This is a genomic window from Sodalis sp. RH14 (assembly GCF_047324285.1).
Taxonomy (GTDB): domain Bacteria; phylum Pseudomonadota; class Gammaproteobacteria; order Enterobacterales; family Enterobacteriaceae; genus Acerihabitans.
This window is the reverse complement of the sequence record NZ_CP178739.1, coordinates 2,113,304-2,136,299: the sequence shown is the minus strand read 5'-3', so window position 1 is coordinate 2,136,299 and position 22,996 is coordinate 2,113,304. Positions and strand designations below refer to the sequence as shown.

At 43.9% G+C, this 22,996-nt stretch carries 20 protein-coding genes and 1 pseudogene; 10 read left to right on the top strand and 11 right to left on the bottom strand.

The features are described from left to right. Nucleotides 1–6: 6 nt before the first annotated feature. From mobC to ccdB, 3 genes are all read left to right on the top strand, one after another. Complete coding sequence (mobC, locus tag ACL2XQ_RS09640; protein WP_413740310.1) at nt 7–753, top strand: MobC family replication-relaxation protein; 747 nt, start codon at nt 7–9, stop codon at nt 751–753. 113 nt (nt 754–866) lie between these two features. Beyond that, nucleotides 867–1,085 (top strand): type II toxin-antitoxin system antitoxin CcdA, encoded by a 219-nt coding sequence (gene ccdA, locus ACL2XQ_RS09635; protein WP_113867773.1) that lies wholly within the window; start codon nt 867–869, stop codon nt 1,083–1,085. A gap of 2 nt (nt 1,086–1,087) precedes the next feature. Next, a complete protein-coding gene (gene ccdB / locus ACL2XQ_RS09630; protein WP_413740309.1) occupies nt 1,088–1,393 on the top strand; it encodes a type II toxin-antitoxin system toxin CcdB in 306 nt (101 codons plus the stop codon). 130 nt (nt 1,394–1,523) lie between these two features. Here ccdB and ACL2XQ_RS09625 read toward each other — a convergent pair whose 3' ends face one another. Then, a complete protein-coding gene (locus ACL2XQ_RS09625) occupies nt 1,524–2,468 on the bottom strand; it encodes an ArdC family protein (RefSeq protein ID WP_413740308.1) in 945 nt (314 codons plus the stop codon). Nucleotides 2,469–2,878: 410 nt separating this feature from the next. Here ACL2XQ_RS09625 and ACL2XQ_RS09620 point away from each other — a divergent pair, with 410 nt between their 5' ends. Together ACL2XQ_RS09620 and ACL2XQ_RS09615 are read left to right on the top strand one after the other, a co-directional pair. Continuing rightward, a complete protein-coding gene (locus ACL2XQ_RS09620; RefSeq protein ID WP_413740307.1) occupies nt 2,879–5,245 on the top strand; it encodes an ATP-binding protein in 2,367 nt (788 codons plus the stop codon). Continuing rightward, complete coding sequence (locus tag ACL2XQ_RS09615) at nt 5,242–7,113, top strand: hypothetical protein (protein WP_413740306.1); 1,872 nt, start codon at nt 5,242–5,244, stop codon at nt 7,111–7,113. Before ACL2XQ_RS09620 ends, ACL2XQ_RS09615 begins: the two co-directional genes overlap by 4 nt. A gap of 87 nt (nt 7,114–7,200) precedes the next feature. On the opposite strand, the gene ACL2XQ_RS09610 is transcribed toward ACL2XQ_RS09615, so the two are convergent. The 9 genes and pseudogenes from ACL2XQ_RS09610 to ACL2XQ_RS09570 form a co-directional block, all read right to left on the bottom strand. Next, the gene (locus ACL2XQ_RS09610; protein WP_413740305.1) at nt 7,201–8,043 is read right to left on the bottom strand and encodes a phosphoadenosine phosphosulfate reductase family protein; all 843 of its coding nucleotides are present in this window, start codon (nt 8,041–8,043) and stop codon (nt 7,201–7,203) included. Beyond that, the gene (locus ACL2XQ_RS09605; RefSeq protein ID WP_413740304.1) at nt 8,036–11,377 is read right to left on the bottom strand and encodes an ATP-binding protein; all 3,342 of its coding nucleotides are present in this window, start codon (nt 11,375–11,377) and stop codon (nt 8,036–8,038) included. The genes ACL2XQ_RS09610 and ACL2XQ_RS09605 overlap by 8 nt, the downstream gene beginning before the upstream one ends. Next, on the bottom strand, nt 11,370–12,290 hold the full coding sequence (locus ACL2XQ_RS09600) for a DUF4007 family protein (protein ID WP_413740303.1): 921 nt from the start codon (nt 12,288–12,290) through the stop codon (nt 11,370–11,372). Before ACL2XQ_RS09600 ends, ACL2XQ_RS09605 begins: the two co-directional genes overlap by 8 nt. A 374-nt stretch (nt 12,291–12,664) precedes the next feature. Further along, nucleotides 12,665–13,063: a hypothetical protein gene (locus ACL2XQ_RS09595; protein WP_413740302.1), complete on the bottom strand. Its 399-nt coding sequence runs from the start codon at nt 13,061–13,063 to the stop codon at nt 12,665–12,667. Further along, the gene (locus tag ACL2XQ_RS09590; RefSeq protein ID WP_413740301.1) at nt 13,047–13,739 is read right to left on the bottom strand and encodes a hypothetical protein; all 693 of its coding nucleotides are present in this window, start codon (nt 13,737–13,739) and stop codon (nt 13,047–13,049) included. The genes ACL2XQ_RS09595 and ACL2XQ_RS09590 overlap by 17 nt, the downstream gene beginning before the upstream one ends. A 590-nt stretch (nt 13,740–14,329) precedes the next feature. After that, nucleotides 14,330–14,829: pseudogene (locus ACL2XQ_RS09585) on the bottom strand (GNAT family N-acetyltransferase). After that, nucleotides 14,826–15,119, bottom strand: a complete 294-nt coding sequence (locus tag ACL2XQ_RS09580) for a DUF1778 domain-containing protein (protein ID WP_413740300.1) — start codon at nt 15,117–15,119, stop codon at nt 14,826–14,828. Before ACL2XQ_RS09580 ends, ACL2XQ_RS09585 begins: the two are co-directional and overlap by 4 nt. Before the next feature lie 518 nt (nt 15,120–15,637). After that, nucleotides 15,638–16,594: a tyrosine-type recombinase/integrase gene (locus ACL2XQ_RS09575; RefSeq protein WP_115061113.1), complete on the bottom strand. Its 957-nt coding sequence runs from the start codon at nt 16,592–16,594 to the stop codon at nt 15,638–15,640. A 34-nt stretch (nt 16,595–16,628) separates the two neighbouring features. Then, nucleotides 16,629–18,122, bottom strand: coding sequence for a TraI domain-containing protein (locus ACL2XQ_RS09570; protein ID WP_262409237.1), 1,494 nt, complete (start codon nt 18,120–18,122; stop codon nt 16,629–16,631). 192 nt (nt 18,123–18,314) lie between these two features. On the opposite strand from ACL2XQ_RS09570, the gene ACL2XQ_RS09565 reads away from it, so the two are divergent. The 5 genes from ACL2XQ_RS09565 to ACL2XQ_RS09545 all read left to right on the top strand — a co-directional run bounded on the left by ACL2XQ_RS09565 (nt 18,315) and on the right by ACL2XQ_RS09545 (nt 22,185). Continuing rightward, nucleotides 18,315–18,866: a hypothetical protein gene (locus tag ACL2XQ_RS09565; RefSeq protein WP_413740299.1), complete on the top strand. Its 552-nt coding sequence runs from the start codon at nt 18,315–18,317 to the stop codon at nt 18,864–18,866. Continuing rightward, nucleotides 18,866–19,087, top strand: a complete 222-nt coding sequence (locus ACL2XQ_RS09560; RefSeq protein ID WP_187514460.1) for a hypothetical protein — start codon at nt 18,866–18,868, stop codon at nt 19,085–19,087. The genes ACL2XQ_RS09565 and ACL2XQ_RS09560 overlap by 1 nt, the downstream gene beginning before the upstream one ends. A gap of 231 nt (nt 19,088–19,318) precedes the next feature. Then, entirely contained in the window at nt 19,319–20,287 is a 969-nt protein-coding gene (locus ACL2XQ_RS09555) for a hypothetical protein (RefSeq protein WP_187514461.1), read from the top strand. A gap of 93 nt (nt 20,288–20,380) precedes the next feature. Next, on the top strand, nt 20,381–21,589 hold the full coding sequence (locus ACL2XQ_RS09550; protein WP_187514462.1) for a conjugal transfer protein TraF: 1,209 nt from the start codon (nt 20,381–20,383) through the stop codon (nt 21,587–21,589). A 50-nt stretch (nt 21,590–21,639) separates the two neighbouring features. Then, nucleotides 21,640–22,185: a hypothetical protein gene (locus ACL2XQ_RS09545; protein WP_187514463.1), complete on the top strand. Its 546-nt coding sequence runs from the start codon at nt 21,640–21,642 to the stop codon at nt 22,183–22,185. 55 nt (nt 22,186–22,240) lie between these two features. Here the strand turns inward: ACL2XQ_RS09545 and ACL2XQ_RS09540 are convergent, their stop codons facing one another. Beyond that, nucleotides 22,241–22,921: an N-6 DNA methylase gene (locus ACL2XQ_RS09540; RefSeq protein WP_187514549.1), complete on the bottom strand. Its 681-nt coding sequence runs from the start codon at nt 22,919–22,921 to the stop codon at nt 22,241–22,243. Between the last annotated feature and the right edge of the window lie 75 nt (nt 22,922–22,996).

The window sequence follows — 22,996 nt, the reverse complement described above, 5'->3', positions numbered from 1 at the left end:
GGCCAAATGCTTATCGCCACGCATAGCGAGCGCACCGCACGCAATAGCGAGAAAATAAAAAGACTGCTGAATTTCCTGAAAGAAGAAACCTACAGCGATTTTAAAACGCTGATGCTGCTTTTCGGCTTCAGGGATCACAAATCACTGTATACGCTGCTGTCAAAAGTCGAGGGAATGGGGTTAATACAAAAACATGTGCTTGAATCGCGGACGATGAAAATTTCATTGTGGGGAATAACCAGCGACGGGCTGGCCGTCGTGTTAACCCCTGACGATGACCTTTTCCCGGTGCGGTTTGAGCTATCAAAAGTTACCGGCTGGACGCTGGAGCACCACCTTGATAATCAGGTGGCCCGGATCATCCTTGAGAAAAAAGGCGCTACCGGATGGATAAACGGTGATCGTACGACCTTCCTCAATCGCTATCAGGTCAGTCACCGTCCGGACGGGCTAATCACCCTCCCAGACGGAACCGTCATCGCGATTGAGACTGAGCGCCGTCTGAAAACCAAAGCCCGTTACCAATCGATCATCGCCAGCCATTTACTAGCCCGGACCCGTAAAGACTGGATTTACGTTTTTTATATCGTGCCCGACCCGCAGAAAAAACGCGCCATTGAACTGTTGTTCAACAGTATAAAATACGTCATCGTTAACCATCAGCATATCTCGCTGGAAGCACGCCACCGCCATGTTTTTCGTGTCTATACCCTCGACGAACTGCACCAACTGGAGCTGCATCACTACGCTTAAGCCAGTACTTTTGTGCTGGCAGGTTTACCCATACGGTAAGCCTGCCGCGTGGTCGATTGATGAGTAACTACTTAAGGTATATACTCACAGTATGCACAAAAAGGAGCACGACCATGAAACACAGAGTCAGCGTTACCGTGGACAAAGATAATTATCAGGTTCTGAATGCTGCCGGCGTCAATATTTCTGGTCTGGTGAATGAAGTCATCGGCAAGGAAGCCCGTCGCATAAAGGCTGAAGAATGGAAGAAAGAGAACCACGAAGGGATGGAGGAAGTCGCCAGATTTATCGCCCAGAATGGCTCTTTCGCCGATGAAAACAGGAACTGGTGATCATGCAATTTACTGTTTATCAGTATAAGCGGGCCAGCCATTACAAAATGATTGTCGATGTGCAAAGTGATATTGTCGATACGCCAGGGCGGCGAATGGTCATCCCGCTGATAGAATCGCATCATCTGTCTGAAAAGGTGAATAAAACCTTGTTCCCCCTGATCCGCATCGACGGCGAAAATTACCGTCTGATGACAACTGAATTATCAAGCGTTTCCGTTGAGGTCATTGGTGAAATTATCGCGGATGTAAGCCATTGTGCCGATGATATCAAAAATGCTATCAATCTCATGTTCTGGGGTGTTTAAATGCCATTAAACGGTTTTCAGTAAAAGAGCGGTATATCTACCGTCACCAGAAAATACAGTAAGCACTTATAATCTGGAATGCGAATGCATGATTAAAGCCGCATTCCTTTGCAGCTTCCTCTATTTCCGTTCAAATCTTCTCCATCAAATAACGATGCGCTTTTGAGGCCGCGCTGGCGGCTTTGAAAATATAGCGTTTGTCGTTTTTCAATGCTTTCAGCCAGGAAGCGATATAGCTCTCGTGCTGAACCTCTCCGACGATCCCCAGATCCGCCATCAGGAACGCGCTTCCCAGTTCGGCGATCATCTCCTCAAAAGCATAATCCTCGCTGCCAAACTTCCCTCTCATTTCGCGGTTCAGACGGTTTCTGGCGCCACTCCAGTGAACCAGTTCATGCAAGCCAGTGGCATAAAAATTAGCAGCATCAGAAAAAAGGCGGCGCTCCGGCAGCCAGATTTCATCAGTTGACGGGCTGAAAAAGGCGTTTTGTCCTTTCTCGATGATTTTAGCACCGCTATTTCTGAACAAGCTTTCAGCCTGCGGCATCGGATCGAACGTCTCTGCTGAATTGCCCGGCTCAGTCGCCAGAGAAAGGCCGTCAATCTGTTCAACATTAAACACCGTAAACGTTTTCAGCATCGGGATATGTTCGAGTTCCCCATCTTCGCTTTCTTTTTCCAGCGTGGTATAGAAAATGGCTGTCGTTCCGTGCTCTCCCTTACGCACCTGTCCCCCTGCCGCCTTCGACTGTTTGTAGGTCATCCAGCGGGAATCATTGAATCCCTGTTTTGAAGCACTACACCACAACAACATAATATTCATGCCACTGTAGGCCACGCCGGTGGCATGATTAGTGGGTAATCCGGACATCCCTGGAACTCGCTGCCACGGACACGACCACGGCTTAACTCCGGCTTCCAGCGCTGCAATGATGCTGTCTGTTACGGTCTGATAAATATCGGTTTTGTTTTTTGTACATTTCGTTTTTGAGGAGCCTGACGGGTCCAGCGGGGATACGCTGGTCGCCGCGGCGGTGTTAGGGGCGCTGGTCTGGATATGCAGGGAAATGGACATGGTTTTTTCTCCATCAGTGGTGTGATTTTCGTCTTCGTATCGCCTGACGGTCCGCTTTCCTGGCATCGTTCCGGCCAGCAAGGGCGCAGAATGCGTGCCATTTACCCTTGTGGGACGGGTTGTGCTGGGAAACGATTAGCCGGAAGCAAGTACAGAAACGAAAAACTCACTGGAGAAAAAAGCTGTCGCTGCATACCAGAACGCAGGCGCCCCTTGCTCTACAGCGGTGAAATGGGGTTTAGGTATAGCCTCGGCATGACGGGCAACGATTTAGGCGCAGAGAAAGATGAGGTATAAAGTCTTTACTAATGAATGAAATACATAATATGATTAACATGTGATAAATCACTTTTTCTAGAACTATCAATCTAAAGAAGCTAGCCTAATCCAACAAAAATGTGAGATTAACAATGGCCAAGTTTGAAGTTACAGCTCGAACCTTACTCCATCTAGGTTCAGAATTGATCACCTCTGATGAGGTAGCGCTTTACGAATTGATCAAAAACGCATTTGATGCAGGTTCTTCTAGAGTCTCCATCCATTTTTTTGTCCCCGTCGAACAGAACACATTGAAAGAATGTATAAAAGAAATCTCAAGTTTTGATGAACATAATCAAAAATTTGAGGTTCTTAAAAAGAATATTTTAAAAAGATTAAAAGAAGGCTGGACGTTGCTAGATAATTTGGGGAAACCAATAGAATTCGAGAAACAAACTAATCAAATATTAGAGTCTATAAACATACCATCCCTGATGAAATCTTGCTCTATTTTAAATCGCATAGAAGTTGAAGACTCAGGTAGTGGAATGGATGCAACTAATTTAATTGACGCATTCTTAAAAATCGGCACATCATATAAGAATACGCATAGCTCAAAAGAGGATGGCACTCCTGTCTTAGGAAATAAAGGAATAGGACGACTTTCTATGATGAGATTAGGTGGTTCATCTTTAGTTGAGACATGGAGTGCAAAAGATGAAAATACCTACAAAATTGAATTTAACTGGAGTGACTTTGATTCCTCTGACTTGTTACTCGACCAAATAAATTTCCCCTTAATTATCGATGTAGGGAAAAAAAACGTCAGCGGAACAAAAATATCCATCTATTCCCTCACTTCAAATTGGTACAAAGAACGCATAGACAATGAAATTGTTGATAGATTTTTAAGAAGATTAAACAATCCATTTGAGAAAGACTCAAAAAGATTCCCAGTAGATTTATATTTGAATAATTCCAAAAGGTTTCCCATCAAGCAAATTGACAATAAACTTCTTGAATTGGCGGATAGGGACTTCGTCATGAATTTTTTTCCAGAAAATGCAACCGCTGATTCAAGTGAAATATTGAAAAGTACTATCGAAATACCCGGGCGGAAAGACTCAATGGTTCCTCAATCAAGAACTGTTAGAGATATGAAAAATAAATTTGATTGTAGTATAGATGACCTGAAATCATTAGGGCCATTCACATTAAAAATAAAATGGTATAACAGAGCAAAATTAGCCAAGAAAGGATTAGGCTCCGACTTAAAAAAATATAGAGATGAATTAGATCTATGGAATGGCGGCATAGCTATCTATAGAGATGGTTTTCGCATCGGCTTATCGGGTTCTAGTAAAGATGGAGATTGGCTGGGTATCGATAATCAAGCATTTAGAGGGCGAGGCTTTACTTTAAATAGAATACAGACAGTAGGAGCACTCGAAATTTCAAAAAATGATAATCCGAAGCTGATAGACCGTTCTAACCGCGAAGGACTCATTGATAGTGACATGTTTGATTTATTAAGAAATATTATACAAAAATTCGCGCTTACAGAACTAAGAAACCATGCTCAATCAGAAGAGAAGATTCAACAAAAAGAATTAGAAAATCAGCTGTTAGATGATGGAATAAATTCTATTGAACTTAGGCTATATGAGTCAGAAAAGATCATACATGAAATTCAAAATTTGTCGCCTAATGCAAAAAAACAAGTTACATCTTTGCACCAGAATATGCAGTTTATAACCAATAGTGTCAAACAATTTAAAACTGCTATTACAGAATTACAAGAGAGGAGAGAAGATATACTTGAGCTTGCCGGCGTAGGCAACGTAATGCGTAGTATCATGCATGAACTTAATAGAACAACAAGTCAGACTCGCACATTATTAAATAAAGTAGCAGAGAAAGCCGATGCGGAAACAGCAGATCTTCTAAAAAAATTAGAGTCAGAAATCAAGTCCTTGAATATTAGACTAAGTCAACTTGATCCTTTAAGCACTAGTGGTAGGAATAGAAAAGGAGATTTCGACCTTATTGGGCTTATAAATACTATCATTAGTGGCTATAAATCGAGATTTGAAAGACATAATATTGACTTTTTATTAACACTAAATGACGCTCCAGTGAATAAAGAAAAATTAATAGTAAAAATGGTTAAAGGATTTGTAAGTTTAACTTTAGAAAATTTAATTTTGAATTCGATTTATTGGTTGAAAACAGGAAATTACTTAGCAGGTCATGATAAATCAAAAATATATATTAATATTGATTCGCTGACGAATGTTATTGAGGTTTATGATAATGGGCCTGGAATTTCCCCCACTGATAAAGACCGAATTTTTAATCCTGGATTCTCTCTTAGAAAAGATGGTGGTGGTTATGGTCTGTATATAGCAAAAGAAGTTTCATTTAATTATGGCTCCAATATATATTTAGATGCTAATCCATTCGAAGATGGGCGACTAAGACGATTTGTTATTGAATTACCTAAGGGTGATGAAAAATGAAATATAAAATCGCTGTAGTTGATGATGATTTTTCTGATGAAATAACTGAAAGTGATTTACGTCGCGTTGATAACAATGATCTAATTGATCAATTAGAAGACTCAACATCCCAAGAATATGAAGATCTAACTACCAAACTAACCATTTTAGGATTAGACTTTCATTCACTTGATGATGTTGTCAGATATATAAACGACTCTGAAATATCAACTTCGTTGCCACCTGAAATTCAGCAATTAAAAACTGAGGCTTTATCTAGGAAAACTCTCTTAATTGCTCCCGTGATTAGTATTATGAAATGGTTATGTGATGCAAATCTGGGCATTACGGATATAGACATTGATAGATTCGCTTGCCCAGAAAATTTTTTGACTAAAGATAATTTATCTTATGATTTAATCTTAGTAGATTATCTTTTAGTTAACGATTCAGAATCTCAAACTATCCCCTTTATTAAAACCATTAAAGAAAGGATTGAAAATTTAGGTACAATCCCTTCTTTTATCTTAATGTCATCATATAGTGGAAAAATTTCTGAAAATTTTCTTGAAATAAAATCAGAACTTGAAATGACTAGCTCTCGTTTTAGGATCATGGAAAAACCGACTTTAGCTACCGGGGGAAACGAGGAAACTTGGAAAGCTACATTTAAGCAAATATTTGAGCAAAAATACTTAGTTAAACATATCGAATCTTTCATAAATAATTGGATTTTACATTTTGAATCAGCAACTAAAAATTTATCTAAAACACTATGGGCATTAGATGCTCATAACATAGATGTTATGAGGAGAACAGCCCTAGAAGATAGTATGAGTTTATCTGATTATTTTTCTGAGATTATTTTTAAAAAGGTACTAGCCGAATTCGAAAACTCATTAGATGATCACCAACAGCATGTTCGTTTGCTAGGTAATGATTTAGAGATGGCCTTAAAAAGTGATCAGCTGATAAGTCCTGGTAATGAAGTTCAAGATTCTAGAAATGTCCTCAAAATGCTATTAAAAGATTCAAGTTGGCATGAGGAAAATTGGTTTAAGATTTTGGGTAATTTCCCGTTATCTAATTTTACAGCCTATGATTTACCTGCATTGTATAACTACCAATTTAATTGGATAAAGAGAAATCTAAGATTTGGTACTGTGTTAAGAAATAAAAAAAATAGGAATTTATTAATTAATTTAACTCAACCTTGTGATATTGCACACCTAAAAAATAATAAGATGGATGGCGTAAACCTTCTTTTAATGCATGGAAATGACATACATATGAGCATGCGGGAAAATAGCTCATATAAAACAGCAATATCTACTGCAATTTTTCTTGACTCTTCATGGCGAAATATAAATTGGGATTTATCCAGGCCTTTTACACCATCTATCTTCTCGTTTATCAATGTCTTCGAAGAATACGAGATCATTGGACAGCATAGATCTGAACAAACACAATATATATTAAACCGTTATGTTGCAAAAATAAGTAGGGTCGCTACAATACGGATTCCAAATCTTTTCGATTTAAAGTTTTTAATTGCAGGTTCTAATGAGCAAGGAGAGCTAAAAATATTCAATTCAGGTGAAGGGCATGCGATTAGCAGTAGTACTGTTATTATTAACTTCTCCCCCGACCAAGCAACACTTATTGTCTCAACGCTCGATTTACATGGAGATGTTTTTGACAGATTGGTTAGTGGTGTCTCTATTCCCAACAAGAATAAACTACGACTCACACAAGACTCACCCAGCGATAATCTTTACTTTCTAAAAGATTGTTTTTCAGAACCAGAGGCTACGCATGTGATAGAAGAAATTCATTTAGGTAATTTAATTAAAAATAAAATAAAAGTTCTATTTATTTATTTAGGTTAGTTTTATCAAATTCACATATTTATTCAAGGTAAAATAGCGCCTAATAGGGCGCTATTAAAATAAGAAGTAGAAAATATTGCTAAATTTTTATTTATGGCAAATATTGCAGGAGCCGTTACCTTCATCTTCTCCATATACATCATCAATATCCTCGGGTACTGATGTTATCGGCCTCAACGGATTAACAGGAATACTTTTACGCACCCATGCACGCCGTTTCTCATATTCCGACTTTATTGTAGCTATTCGCGCTGGATTCTCCATATCAGCGAGGGATTCCCCTTTAGACCAAGTAAAAGGAGAACCATGTTCAAGTGCATCTTTCTCTAATGCCTTGGCCTCTTCATAAGCATCAGGGTGTCTTTCTTGAAGGCGAACCCATTCTATCTTTTGTTGGAAAAAACAAAAAGTACAGCCACTGCGAGATCGCCATTCATAATATTTTGGATAACCAACACCCGAATTTTCCAAAATATCAATAACATCGGTCTTGTTGATACCAGCTTCACGAAATGGCATTCTAACTACTAAATTGCTTGCTTTAGAAGAATACCCTTCTCGATATTCTTCGTCTGAACGTATTGCGACATAGGATATAATATGATCCCCAGCAGCAAGCCAAGGTTTCACCCATTGTTCGAAAGGGACAAGTTTAAGCTGTCTTGTGCACCAACGTGTCTGAGGGCTTGGCAAAAAATTATTATATTGCCGAAGCCAAAATCGAAAATCTCTACCCGGATTCAACCTTATAATTGGTTTACCTAAATAACCTTCAAGCTTTCCAAGGAATTCTTGAACCTCAGGCAATTCTTCACCTGTATCAGTAAAAAAATAATCAATATCGATTTCAGGGTGATGAGCACGCATATAAACAGCCAACGCAGCACTATCTTTACCACCAGAAATGCCAAGAACATGTCGCTCAACCATTGGCTACTTCCTTATCATCCAAGAGTAACTTAATGCCAACTTTAGCCAATATTGCTAATAGTACTTCTTGATTTAAACCACCGACCTCCAATATATTATTGATTTCTTTTACTTTATTATCAATAGCCTGATTGTATTGTTCAGATACTAAGAATGAGCGAGAGATTGTCCTAGTATCTGAGCCCGCACCGATCACCAACGCAATGGCCGCACTATGTGGTTCACGGCCCTGTATCGATACAAATGCTTCTGTTTCACGAAAGCGACGTGAAAATTTGGCAAGTTCCAGGTAGGCTGCATCAATGTGTCTGTCAACCCAATCTCGTGGTGGTTTCTCAACAACTAAACTCAATATACCTTCCAATGAAAGTTGACTTCCATCGAAACTAGCCAATCGAGTTGCAAATGCGTCAAGTCTAAAATCCCCTGATATACCAGACACTGAACGGGCACGTAAATGCAATGCGTTCCAGTCGCCTTGATTAACGTCGAGGGCTTCAAACATCTTTTTACCCACCAAAGAGAGCATCTTTCCATAAGCATTAATAAGCTCATGTAAAGGAGCTCGTAGAGCATCAATATATGCTTCGCCATCAGACGTATTCAGTAAAGTAGGTAAATCAACGAAAAGTACTTTGTGTGGATCATTTGCCTTTAAAAGCATATCTCTTATTGCTTTAGCTATATCGCTTAAACGCTGTGTACGACGAGTCCAATCTGGCAAATTAAACACCATCGAGACAAGACCCCGTGCAGCGTCTAAGGGCTCTACGATACCTTGACTTTCACCAATCTCCTCTAATAACCTAGCAATGCCTTCAAGAATACGACTTTTATCTGCATCGATTGCAACCCATCGTAGGGAAAAACGAGTATGATCTTGTAAACACTCATCAATATCAAAATCGCTAATTTTCGGTATAAATATACCATCTTTATAAACAGCAATATGGGCTTTATGAGCTAATATAAATGCCGTTAACACAACTGGTAATACACCCTGCTTTATTCCGTATGGAGGAGAACTCCACAAACTATATATTTCTTGAGCTCCAACGAGAATGCTTGCGTCTAAGAATAAAGTCTTAGTTGCACGCCAAAGCGATACAAAATCACCAGCCCCTGTATTTCCAGGAGGAGTAAACTGCCAGGTCCCGGAAGCATTTTTCTGATGTAACCCAGTTTTTTTTAATAATGTCTCATAAAGACCTCTTTCCGCAGGAAACCCTTTGAATCCGAGATCAGGTTGATTTTCTGCCTTGGCCATAGCATACAATAAGTTTCGTCGGGCTTTGACACTACTGCTTGATAAATTATCTCGGTTAACGAGTTCACTCCATATTGAAGGAGCGCTATGAAAGAGGCCTTCTGCTAGTTCTGAGGCTAAAGGTGAAAGCTTAGAACCATTACTAGAGATGGAAATCTTAGCTTCTCCGTCATACCAATATGTCAGGGATATTGCCTTTTGCAGGTGATCTTCTAGATCCGATCTAATCGCCGCAAGGCGCGCATTAACCTCTCTTCGAGCGACAGGATCACCTGAAAGCTCATGCCTCTTTTTGACCTGCTCTATAGCTAAAACTTCCGATGATAGTTCTTGTATCTGCGGGTAATTGCCGGGAATACCCACAATTACTGGCCAAGGACGTAGTCTAGCGCAGGCTTGTACCCGAGGAATTGCTTCATCAATACTTGTTCCCAAAGTTGGAAATGCAAGGATGAATAGTCCAAACTCTCCCTTCGTTGGAGAAAAACTAGAAGCAAACTTCTCTGCTTGCTCAATACTACATAGTCTTAAATCCATCCAACGCATGCTTCCTGATGTATGGTAGTGTCTTTTAGCAACTATCGGGCGCAAGCCTACGACTTTACTAAGATGTGTGTAATCAATATCAGGAGAACCAGCTAAAGATTCTTTAATAGCAGTATTTATATCGAAGTCGCTACCTTCAAAGACAGACCAAGAACCAGTATAACTTTTGTGGATAGCTACTTGGAGGTCTGAAAGCTTTAGCAGCGCACCCTCAATTTCCTCATGAGTTTTATCAGGAAATAAAGATTCAATAACGGATGAGTCAGCCGCAAGGCCAGAACCATTACGAAACAAATCTATTACGGCAATATTCTTCAGCAAAGCAACTGCAAATGAATCATTCGTTCTAGCTTCAGCTCTATCCACGGCCTCCACTGCTTGCGACCAACGATGTCCATCTGGAGATGAAAGAATTGCAGGTTCCAGGTTTGAACGCAGGTAATCCCAGTAGTCACTCGGACGATACCAAGCGCCTGCTTTCAAAGAGCTCGTTTTAAGATAAGATTGAAATCCATTCGATTCAACTGACGATAAGAAACCAAAAGTACTTCTCTCATTCTGTCCGAATTGTCTTTTTGAGATAGGCCCAAGCAAAGCAGCCATGGCAGGATGAAGAGGCCAACATTTAGCCAAAGCTTTGGCAAAGCCTTGTCCTATAGCAGGACGGCGTAAGCCTATGGAATCGGCAATAGCTTTGGATGCGTTAAATACCCATTCAGGATTGCATTTGGTTTCTATTGCACGGCCTATTAATTCCACTACTTCATCACTAGCCGTTACAAATGGGAGGTCAACGAATCGCCCCTGAACTTTAGTCCAATCTTCACGCGTATCAATGCCAAGTCTGGCGGAATACTGCGCAAATGATTGGTGTAAAACCCCGATGATTACTAATCGGCCCTCTGATCGAGCAGCAGCTTCCGCAAGTTCTTGGAAAAAATATACGTCATCCCCTTGCCCAAGCACAGTGGCCTCTAAAAATTTTCCCATCTCATCAATAATTACTAATACACCATCATGGGGTCTTTTTTTAGATTCGTTCAGTAATCCATTTATAAGTGATTGGGCATTGCACTTTTTATTTTCCTCATCCGTATTGCATTGCGCTTTTAGCAATGCAGTTGTGAGGCTTGTAACTATACTAGAGCGCCGTCCTACCACTGGCACGACAAGCCACCCATCACGTACAGGAAATACTTTATCAAAATTGGGCTTGGAATTCAGATGCAAAACATTGCGAGCTTTCTCTCGTAAAGTCTTATCTGAGCTCAATGAGCTTGCCAAGGCAATAGCCAAAGAGCTTTTCCCTCCCCCAAAGGGACCTGTCCACGTGAAACTGCGCTGATTAGTATTGAAGAGTTGCTTGGACATACTATCAATTACAGATTCAGCTGTTGTGTGGCATATGAAAGTAGATAGCGCATCAGCCCTGCCAATATCAGTATCTACACGGATAGAACGCTGGTATTGACGTGAGATTTGTACAATTTCCGACAGGATTTGTTGTTTATTATCAGTCATAGGAACGCCTAACCATGTTCTCAATGTCTTTCTGGGATATATCTTTCCTGAATACCTGCCTTAATCCGGCAGAATCAGTCCACTCAAGCTTATTAGTTGTGAAATCAGATAGAACGGCCAACCTTTGTGCTATCGATTCTTCATCAAGCTTAAAAACCCGCCCCGGTGAACCTTCTGCATAGGCGATAGTTTCAAATGCTAGTGAGCTTTGTCCTGTAGCTTTGCGATCCCAGAAGTCGATTAATGCATAGGTGAAAATGCCGTCATGTAGCGAAGTTTTAGGTCCTCGACGGAAAGTGTACTGACCATTATAAACCTCTTGCAATAATCCCAATTCTCCTAAAAGCGGCTCTGCAAAATCCTCAGGTGTTCCACTCGATGCTCGGGGAGCATAGCTACGAAGACATGTATCCAGATCACGAGAGATTGTTGCTGTTGATAAACGATGGCCGGGATCAAGCTCTCGAGCAAATTTCACCAAAGGTTCTTCAAGATCTTGGCGGTTGAATGAGGGTAGGGTTACATTGTTAAATAACCAGTACCATGTCGTCGAACGGAAGCCCCTACCAGCAAGCTGCCAATGGGCAAGCCAGGCTGATGCCGGATTTTCAGCGTAAGGGTCGAGCCCATTATCTTTCAGTATTTCGATTGCTAACTTGTTGATACAAAACCCATCGTTAACTTCCGACATTACTCCACAGGCCAACGCCCAATGTCGGATCGATGCTACCATGTTTTTGCCAACACCAAATGCAGCAATAGACGAATCGTCAGTGAACGTTGACTTAGGGATGAAAGCTAAATTTATTGATTGATCAAACACCTTCTTTAGCCACATCTGACGCAATGGAAACGTCTCATGGCCTGAGAAATGTGCAAGATTAGATCGGCGAGTATTGGATTTTGGTTTCATGCTTTGAATTATACCTTCAAACTGGTGACATTCACCAGTTCAAAGTATACTGTGGTTATATACATCATTTTCACTGTTTTTGAGCTATTCAATGGTTCACAATGCCGATTTTCTTGCTGTTAGGCGATTTGACAGGTTTCTGTCTACATTTTGCATCATCTGTGATTTCTAAAGGGCTAATCTAAACACTTCCGACCAGGCCCCCTCGTGTTACCATTAGCATCGCGGGATTTAGTGAAGTAGCCTCACTGGTAAAACTCTCAAGCGTCGTCAGACTGTGCATGGACCAACATCATTGACAGTTACCGGGGACGGGCCAAGCATATTAAGGCGAAAGCGTCCTGGCACAGCGTTTTTAGCCACTACCTGTACCCTCAATGAGTTTGGTTGCATTCAAATAAGGCAATATATTCAATTGCTTCGTCCAATGACTTGAATACTCGATTCGAACATTGGCGAACCATTTCAAAATAGTGACTAACTGATGGGTCTTCGATCTGGTCAACAAGATAAATAGACTTTCCAAGAGCTTTGGCAAACCCGATCTCCAACGCAAGTGCGTAGCCGCCTGGGTTGGTTGCCTCCATATTTGCGAGTAAAATTTCTGATCTATGGATTGCATCTAAATCCCAATTTGTGTAACTCAATGGCTCTTCTATATAGTGAAGACTCGGATCTAACAATTCGAAGCTTTGGAGTCTTAATTTAACCAGTTCTTGCCAGCCGGAGCGAAACCCCCCGGCCAAATAAATCTTTTTAAGAGGCTTCAGCATTGTTTTCCTTCTTAAACATCAGCTCTGCGGCAGCAATGGAAAATGGAGTGGTCATAGCTCTCGCATAGAATGCATTACTTTGTTTGATCAACAGAAGTGCCACACTAAAAAGCAGAACGACCGAGATAAACCAATGTGGCGTCAGCACACTCTTATATAAAGGTGCAGACTGGAAATATAGGCATACCATGCAATCGAGACCTAAGATTATCAGGGCTGTACCAACACCACTACAGAGTAGTGAAATAAACATAAACCTGCGACCAATCGACGCTGCCTCGGGTGACACAGACAAAGCCACACTTCTCAGGTCATGAAACCCCCACTTTAGTGCGCTAGTGCCTTGTTGTACCTTCACTAGATCTGCAAACCATAAATAGGACTGACGTCTTTGCGCTTCCGCCTCGTCAAATCTCTTTGATAATTTCACTAGTTGAAAGAATGGCTTCATTAGATTATCATATACTGCGAGAAGCATATGCCCCAAGGCGAATAATAATCCGGCACATATTAAAGAAACACTAGTTCTTTCACCCAGATTAGCTAATGAATACATGTAGTTTAATCCAAAATGTATCACGATCACCCCGAAAGCAAATACGGAGCCAGGAACTAATACCCCGATCAAGTCATTGAAAAATCTTGTAATATTCTCAACCGCATCATCAACCTTCACTTTATGCCCCCTAGACACCACAATCAGACTGGATAATTGCTATTGTCCTTCAACATTTTCAGAAAGAAACTGAGCCTGTGGGAATACATGCCCTTGCTGACCATTATACTTTGCAGCTAACTGTCCGCAGATTAATAAGAAACAGTTCGGCCTTGGGTCGATCGAGCGTTATCTTGGATGTTGCCTCATTTGATACTATCAAAATATGTATTAAGTCCAAGTCATTTCGAAGTTGCATAGGCATAACATCCTCATCAGGTCGTAGTGGAGAAAAATATGGCATATATCAGCCGTACGGTCCTTTACTCCCAAGCGCACAGACTCCCCACGCCTGCTTTGTAGGAGCCACTGGACATCCCAGTCAGCGAACTAGTCTTTAACATAGAATACCATGGGGAACTCTTTTGCGGTGGAGACCTTTTGACCCGCTCCCCAAAAACTAATAGGCAGCTATCTTAGTAATGACTCTTCATTGAGCTCTACTCAATAATTAGGACCAGGATAAACTGAATTTTTTTGCCCTTCATTTCTTTACAAGAGAGCCAACCCAGTCTTGAAAAAAGAACCGAATAATGACGAAAAAATTGTTTTTATATAGAAAAATCAAACGCTCCCCACCAATCCCCCAACGTCACCATCTGCATCATCGAATCAATCGGCGAAGGTTCAAACCCGACCCGCAGGTAAAATTCCCGCACCTCATCAGACAGTGCATGAACCAACACTCCACGAATACCTAAAGTTTCCGCACCAGAATCACCCGGAGCCCGGCATCTCGCACCAATGCCCGCCCGACGCCCTGGCCGTGCAATGATGTATCTACCGCCAAACGGCCCACCACCACCACCGGGATCGAATCAGGCATATTGCGGCGAAAGCGTCCAGGCGCGGCATTGGTCATCACTGCACTGGACGCCAACGAGTAATACGCCATCACCGTCGAGTCGTCGCAGCAGACGAACGTTCGGGATGCGCCGGTTAGCTGATGTTTCATCGCCCGCCGTTTTAGCCAGTTATCCGTAGAATCCACGCCGCAACAAAATGAGGAGAGAATATGCGCGGCGTGAAGGGGCTCAGGGGCTAAGATCACTTTTTCTGTTCCCACGGCGCGGGCGTTTGCATGGTTTTACGCAGCGCGGCGTTCGGAGCAGGAGATTGATCCAGACGAGCCAGAAATTCCTGATAGGCGTCCGGGTCCGCCATAATGATGCGCCGCTCGATCAACGCTTCCTCCGCGGCGGCGTGCGCGGCCTCCAGCACAAAGTCAGTACGGTTTTTTCCTTTTGCCTTCGCCGCACGATCGATAAGATCGCGCTCAGCGGGTCTGATACGTAAATTTAATGTCTCACGTTTGGCAGAAACGCTGTTCGTCGCTGGCATAATGAAACCCTCCGGGCTGTCCTCTGGATATTAATTATCCAGCACACGCAGCGCTGATGTCATTATGATTTAATGAAAGCATGGGGAATCGAACCGAAGGAACGAACCGGACTTATTTCCGTACTGCCTACCCACGCTTATGATCTACAAGCAAAAATACGGGTCAATCTGCGGGTCTTGACAACGGGCGGGGATAAAATTTATGATGGAATTCAGTTTAATAGAGAACTGAATGTTACCGAGTCCGGGCACCATCTTCAGAGCCTGTTCGTTAAGGGTTGAGATCCTTAACGGGCAAGACATAAGTACCCGAAACAGCTTCATGTGATAAATAGGCTTATCGCATCGATGGTTGAACATTCGGGACTAAGAAGCCGGAGAGTGTTAGACGCACTCTCTGGCTTTCTCACGTCCTTCCGATAAGAATTTTGACAGTATCCCACCGGTAGTGTCAATCTTATGTAAAGAAAAGCCTCATTTTTTGCTTTCAGTCACTTAGATTTCACTTAAGATTAATCCTATCCTCCAAAAACTTCATCTAAAGCTACACGTAAACTGTCCATGTTACCTTCCACATATTCCAGCGTAACAGCCACACTTGAATGTCCTAACAACGTTTGAACAACTTTGAGATTACGATCAGGGGATTTCATCATGTCGGTAGCAATGGTATGCCTGAACCTATGTGGCGTAATGACACACTGACACTCTGTTGAAAGTCGGCGGAAGAAGCCACGCAGGGGTTGATAAGCCATCACGTCTGTTAAGATATTTTTTCTCCCATCAAACCTGCTCGCATTAAATAACATATCGCCATGTGCTGCTCCGCGCTCAACCGCAGCCAGCATCAATCGTTCAAGCCTTGGTCGTAATAATCGCGTAATCGGAACCCGGTGTTCTCTGTGATTTTTTGAAGCTTCAGGACGCAAATTTATCCATCCCCCTTCTAAGTGAACATCTTCCAGGCGGATGTTGAGTAGCTGATTCTGCCTCATACCGGTATAACGGAGCGTATCTACCACGCTGAGCCAGAACCAGGCCGGTCGCAGAGCCGAGCGTGATTTTTCAATTATCCCCAAACTTTCCTCTTTTTCTCTCGCTTCGAGTAATAAATATATTTTTTTAATCTCTGACTCGGTGAGCGTTTTTTTCCTTTTGATATCTGGTCTGGCAATCACACCATTGAAGGGATTATCTTTTAGAGTAACGAATTCTTGCTGCAGTGCATGATTATAAATTGCACGCATATGAGCAACTTTATTATTCCATGTTATTGATGATAGCCCCTGCTCACTTAAAACATGCCGACGCCAGTTTAAAACTGTTAGTCTATCGACCTGACCCGGGAAAACGTTATCTCCAATATAACGTCGGAATGAATTGATAACTTTTCTATAACTCCACTCAGTGGCTGGCCTCAATGTCTTACTAAAAAAGTAGTCCTTAAGGATATCGTCATAACTAATTAATTCCATCTTCCTCTCCCTATACATCAATTAAATGCTTTAACTATTTATTAGGTGACAACCACTGACTGTCAGATAGAACGACACCTTCTTTAAGCAGTTGTGTTGCAAAAACCATATAGCCTGACATTCGGGTAAAACGCCCCTCACGGCCCTCATTCTCATATTTCTTGTAGATGTATATCCCCTTTCCACTTCTTGAAAAATGTTTGTTCAGCGCTTCAAAACTTTTTTGAATATCATCTTTGTCTGACTCTGTTTTTTCTTGTGTCGCCAGATATCGGTAAAAACAATCCGGCGTCTGAATAAAGACGTACTGAGCCATAACATGCAACAGACTGTCCTGTGCATTAATACTGAGTGCCCCTTGCTCAATGGAATCAACTAGCCAGTCCCAAAAAAGTTCGCCCAATGTGAGTGTTCTGGCAGAACCAGACTGCTTTAATGTTTCCACGACGGGGTTATCATCAGAGGTTGTTTCATCGACTACTTCAGCGCTTGTCATTTTATCCAGCAGCGTCAACAAATCTCCGGGGGTTACTCCCTCTGACGGCATATCTGCTTGTACATCAGCAAGACTTTCTGCCTGACTGGAGTGGCCGATAGCTGAAACCAGTTCTGGCATGATCGGAAGAGCATCCGCGCTGCTTAGTGAAGATATCTTATTGTCGTCAATTTCATTGGAAACAAAGGATTGAACAGGAATTTCATGAGTACGATGCTCGGCAGGATCAGAAGGGACGCTCTGACTTAAGGCTTCAGTATTATCTGTGGAAAGTTTGACCGAAGGCTGTGCAAATGTGTCTTGAGCGAACAGTCCACATTTTTCGCGAGCCTCACTCACTGCGGCATGAAGAATGGCCCCGGCAGGTTTATTACCTGACAGGTAAACCAGTAATGCATCCGCCAGCGCTGGCCAGCGCGCTACCCAGATAAGCCCCTCGTAAGGTATCAGGCGATGAGCGCAAGTGGCAGCACGAACTGCTGAATTTGTGTCTTGCTCACAAAATTTCATCCGCCAGGGAGCTTCAGGCATCCCAAGACCTGGAAACCACCGGCGGCCATCTTCGTAGAAAGCCGCCATCTGTTCGAGGCTGCCCAGATCATGCATCAATGCTGCCCAGAAAATGGCTGTACACCAGGCTGCGCTCTGCGCCGACTGTTCTTCCGGGGGTGCCCCCGGCGGCAGCATCCATCCCCTGGATAACCTCACCGCACAAACAGCCACCTCAAGCGCTTCATCCAGCATGCCGCCTTCGCGTGCGTAGGGTCCCGATGACGCAGCCGGCAACTGCTGCAGGCTCACAGCCAGCCGCTTCACCGGCTCCAGCCAAAATGTCTCCCAAACTAGCCTGGAGAAAGGGCTATTGTCCCATAATTGCTGCAGCGCCTGTTTTCTGTGTCGCGTGGACAACAGTGCATCTGCGCTCAGCGGTAAAAACCACCCCGCAGCATTTGGTCTCTCTGACTCCTTACGCACCTTCGGCGCGGTATCTACTTTCTGATTATGAAATCTGCCTGTTATCCACTTCAGCATTGCCGCCCCCGTCAGTCATCGATAAAGGGGCATTACGCTATGCTTTCCCCCTCTTCTGGCAAGCGAGAACTCTATATTCGTTTCCTCGATTAACCCCTTGATCTTTATTTTTTGGATCTGCATGAATAATTTTTGCAGGCCATGAGCTTCCAAACGTGCCTGAATATGGCTTTTCAAAGAGAAGAAACCGCCATGAAATCGGACGCTGTTCCTGTGGCCATAATAATCACCTGCTGGATGTTGATTTGCTCAGCGCTCACAACCCTCATCACTAGTGGACTTTTCACATCGGGCAGTCTGATCGTATTTATCACGCTCACCGGTACGCCCACGCTGTTCAACCCCTTGGCAAAACTTGTGTTTTTTCTCAGGCCTTACCCCTTCGTATTGATGAAAAAGAGACGCCAGTTATGGCTACACCTCAATCCCTGGCTTGCTGTCGGCCAGCCGGGGATCCGGGATATGAAAGGTTACTGGCATGCCCTGTCAGACACTCTGCGCACTGCCATGAAAACGCCCCGGCACACTATTATCCTGTCGTCTCACCTGCTCAGCCCCCGACGAACAGCCCGGTTGTTACGACACTTCCCCGCAGATCATTATCGCTGCCATACCCTGAGCAGACCCATCGGCCACGCGGAACGAACTGGCTTGCAGATCGACACATTCCTGAAGGAATGGCGTTGGTACACTCCCTCAATGCAATGCGGCGTCCTGGTGATACGCAAAAAAGAAAAGAGGTAATGACGACGATGCTCTCCTGGAAACTGATGAAAGCCACCGAACGCGCCTGCAGGTATATCTGTGAGGAGGAAGAAGCAGCCTTTCATTACAATTACCAACTAAGTCGTTTTGTTCGTCTCATACTGTGGATTAAAGGCTTCATCGCAGGCTGGCCACAGGAAAAAGAATACAAACCGCTGTTTGGAAACTTAATTCGTCTCTGGAGACGAAAACAACGGTGAATAGCTCTACCCCGGAATATTAATTTGTAAATCTGAATACATAATTTCCCGTTAAATCTCTGTTTAAACGTATTCATACTGGCTACATGAACCGTATCGATCTGAACGATCGAAATTGTCCGTTATACAAAAGCGCAACACCCGATTATTGTATTCACACCGAATACAAATAATAAAAATCATAAATTTTAGTTGGTTATACCAACATCCTATTCAACACCGGGGAGTCTCATGAATCTTAGTGTCACGTCACTGCTTTCACGCCTGACCTTGGAACAGGACGATAAACTCAACGCCCTGCTCAGCGCAGCGGCGACAGAAAGTAAAAAATCGGGCGACCCGCTGGCCGTAAGATTTAAACCTGGGATCCGCGAGTACATTACACTCGCCTCTGCAAAACTGGGCATATCAGCGTCTGAATTCATCAATATCTTAATTGAAGGCGTGATAAGGGAAACGCTGTCCCCCTTTCAAACACGCGCTACCCAGGTCGTAGAACGGTTTCAACTGCTCATGGACGCCCACGGTTTGAACATCACTGACGTCGCGACGCTGCTGTCACCGTGGAATATCGGACTGAGCGTACTGGAAAGCCGTGAGCGCACCATGGATTATCTGACAGACCCATTGCTTTCCGAAATAGCCGAGTGGTTTAGCATTAATAAAAGTTGGCTAACAGCGGCGTCATCTTCACCAGTTGTCGCACCCGGCAATATTCCCGACTGGCATAAGTTAGCACTGCAAGTTAGCAATAAAATAGCGGATGTTTCATTAAAGGCCTTACCGCAGATTATTTTAATTCGGGATACTCTGGCTCCCTCAGTCGATCACTTCAGTTATGAAACGCTGATTGGCGTGTGTTTAATCACCGTGAAATTGAAAAATGGGCTCCCCCTTCGCGTTGCTGAATACTTAGGCGAACAAATACCGTATGGCGGACACGAACAGCTCTTTATTGATTTCATGGCTTATTGCGGTGTCTTACAAAAGAAAAGACGGGCCATTGTTACAACCTGCACAACAGACGCCTCTTCTTTAGAACTCCTGTCATCCGGTAAAGTCTTGCCCGTCATGTTATTGGATAATCGACTAAACCAGAATTATTTGAATCAATGGAAAAAAGAAGAACTTAATCTACTGCATTATCCGGAGAAATACGTCACAGAGGAGTGGCTAAAAGAAATAGATAATTTGAACTAATAATAAACTCGTTAAGTAGCAAATCTTTTTATTGGTGCGTCTGCACCAGGGAATTTTTTTACCTAAAAAACATAAACTGCACAGGAAAATATAATGATGAAAGCCACGTTAATAACACGCTGTCTGATGTTTGCCGGGCTGGTCTCTTCACTGCCAGCGGCACATGCTGCCGGCACCTGGTTTGAAGCCAGGAACGATGCGATGGGGGGAACCGGCGTTGCTTCATCAAAATACGGCGCGGCTCCGTTGCTTAACCCGGCCTTACTAACAAAGTCAGAACCCGGAGATAACCTCAGCATTATCCTGCCAACCGTGGGCGCCCAGGTCAGTGACCCGGACAACCTGCAGGACGGCTTTGATAACGTCAAGCATGCCTGGGATAACCTTGAGAATGCCAGCGGCACCGGCAACAGCTCCTCCTCAGCGACAGAACTCAGGAAATCGCTGACCGATATTTCGGGCCACAGCGGCCGTGCGGATGCCGGCGCAGGCGTAGTGATTGCCGTACCTAATGAAACACTGCCCTTTGCTCTGGTCATTAAAGGCTGGGGTCAGGCGAAAGCCCGCGCTGAAGTGAGCAACAGCGATCTGGCTTATCTCGATGCCGTCGGTGCTGGCCTGGTTCATCCCGATGAAACTGCCCTTAACAGCCTCACCTCACGCGCTGAAGGCGTGGCAGTTCTGGTGAGCGAGTACGGCATCGCGATGGCACATCATTTTACACTGGATGATATTCCGGTATCGGTTGGGATCACCCCCAAATTTCAGCGTGTGGATACCTGGAACTACAACGTGGCCATCAATAACTACAGCACCTCCGACTTTCGCAGCGGTGACTGGAAGCGCTCAGAGAGCGGCGCCAACGTTGACCTTGGTTTTTCTGCTGACCTGACGCCTGAATGGACTATCGCCCTGGCGGGACAAAACCTCGTGGCACGCAGTGTTGATACCCGTGAAGTGAACGGCCTGCAGGATAACTTCAAAATCCGCCCTCAGGCTACTGCGGGCACAGCCTGGAGTAACGGGCTCGTGACTTTTGCAGCCGACGTAGACATGACGCCCGCCAGCGGATTCACTTCCGATGAGAAAAGACAATATGCCGGCGTCGGTGCAGAGCTCGATGCCTGGTCCTGGGCGCAGCTGCGCGCCGGCTACCGCGCGGATATACGAAACAGTGACAATAACGTCGTGACAGCAGGTATTGGTATTACGCCATTCGACGTCGTTCATCTCGATCTGACCGGTATGGCTGGTACCGACCGCACCTACGGTGCAGTGGCACAGCTCTCTGTGACCTTCTGATTTTCACTGGGCATGTTCAACATGCCCCTTTCCTTCACCGGAGATGTAACATGACAATAGTCAAACGACTTCGCTTTACCCCTGCCATTTTGGTCGCAGCAATCCTGCTGGGAGTGACTGGGTGCAGCAATAGCGATCTGAACGCGATAACGCACCAGGTCAGCACCCTGGGTTCCTCGCTGATACCTTCAAGCGACTCAACAGACAATGTGAAATCACCTGAATGGGGTGAAGTCAGCAAAACCCTGACAGTGCATGCAGATATCGATACAGCCGCGGTAAGACTGAAACGTTATTACCGCTTTACCTCAACCGATGAAATCACCGCAGCCGGTAACAGCGGTAAAGGGAACTCGGGTTGGGTCGCCAGCGCGATGGCTGAAGGTACTGACTGGAGTGCCCAGCCAGGCTCTTACTACCGTATGAGCCGTATATGGGGAAATGCGGACCGCCTGACTATTGAGGTCAGCCGCGAAGACAATAGCAGCAATGTGACTGCAACCTATCGCTCAACTGATCCAGCTCATCTGAAAGAAGCCTGGACGCAAAAGCTTTGGGCGCAAATTGGTCCGGTAGCCGAAGGTAAAGTACGTTAATGAAGCATCGCGTTAAAAATAGAAAAGCCTCTGCAATGCAGAGGCTTAGTTTTAGTTAAGCAGTATTCAAAACACTTTTTAGACGATTTGACCAGTTCCCACTCCAATGCGCCGGCGTATACATCACGCACCTACGCTCACTGTTCAGAGCATTACCCGTGACAACCTCACCGGCTACTCCCATCAGAGACAACTGGATATAGGCCATCCCTGACGCCACTGGATCGATATCGGTACAGGAGACCCATAGATGCCGCATCGGATTAAATCCATTTTCCCGGACAACCTCCGCAATAGCCAGAAGCATGCCAGCTGACCCACAGGCTGGCTCATATACGGTCACGAAAGGTTTTTCCTGCAATTGCCTGTCAAGATCCCCCAACTGCATTTCAGCCATCATCCGTGAAACGCAAAATGGCGTGAAAAATTGACCACGCGCTAATTCGCCCAGCTCCAGGCTCATATAAAGTGAACCCAGGAAGTCACAGCTCTCAGCCTTAAGACCCATCACAACTTCCGCCAGTAATCTGACCATCCGTTCGGTATCTTCGGCCTCGTACTGGCGTACGGTTTCCATATACTCTTGCTCAAGCTTTTCATCGAACAGGGTATTGTTGTGGATAGAGACTGACGCCAGAGTAATAAAGTCACGAAACACCTTGTGTCGATGATGATAGCGGGCGGTTTCGTTGAAAATTGAGATGAATTGTTTCTTATGATCAACCATGATTTTTATCGCATATCTCCGGGGAAATATGCCCTGAAGGGGATATTTCCCCTTCAGGATGGTAAGTGATGCGGAACGACGTTC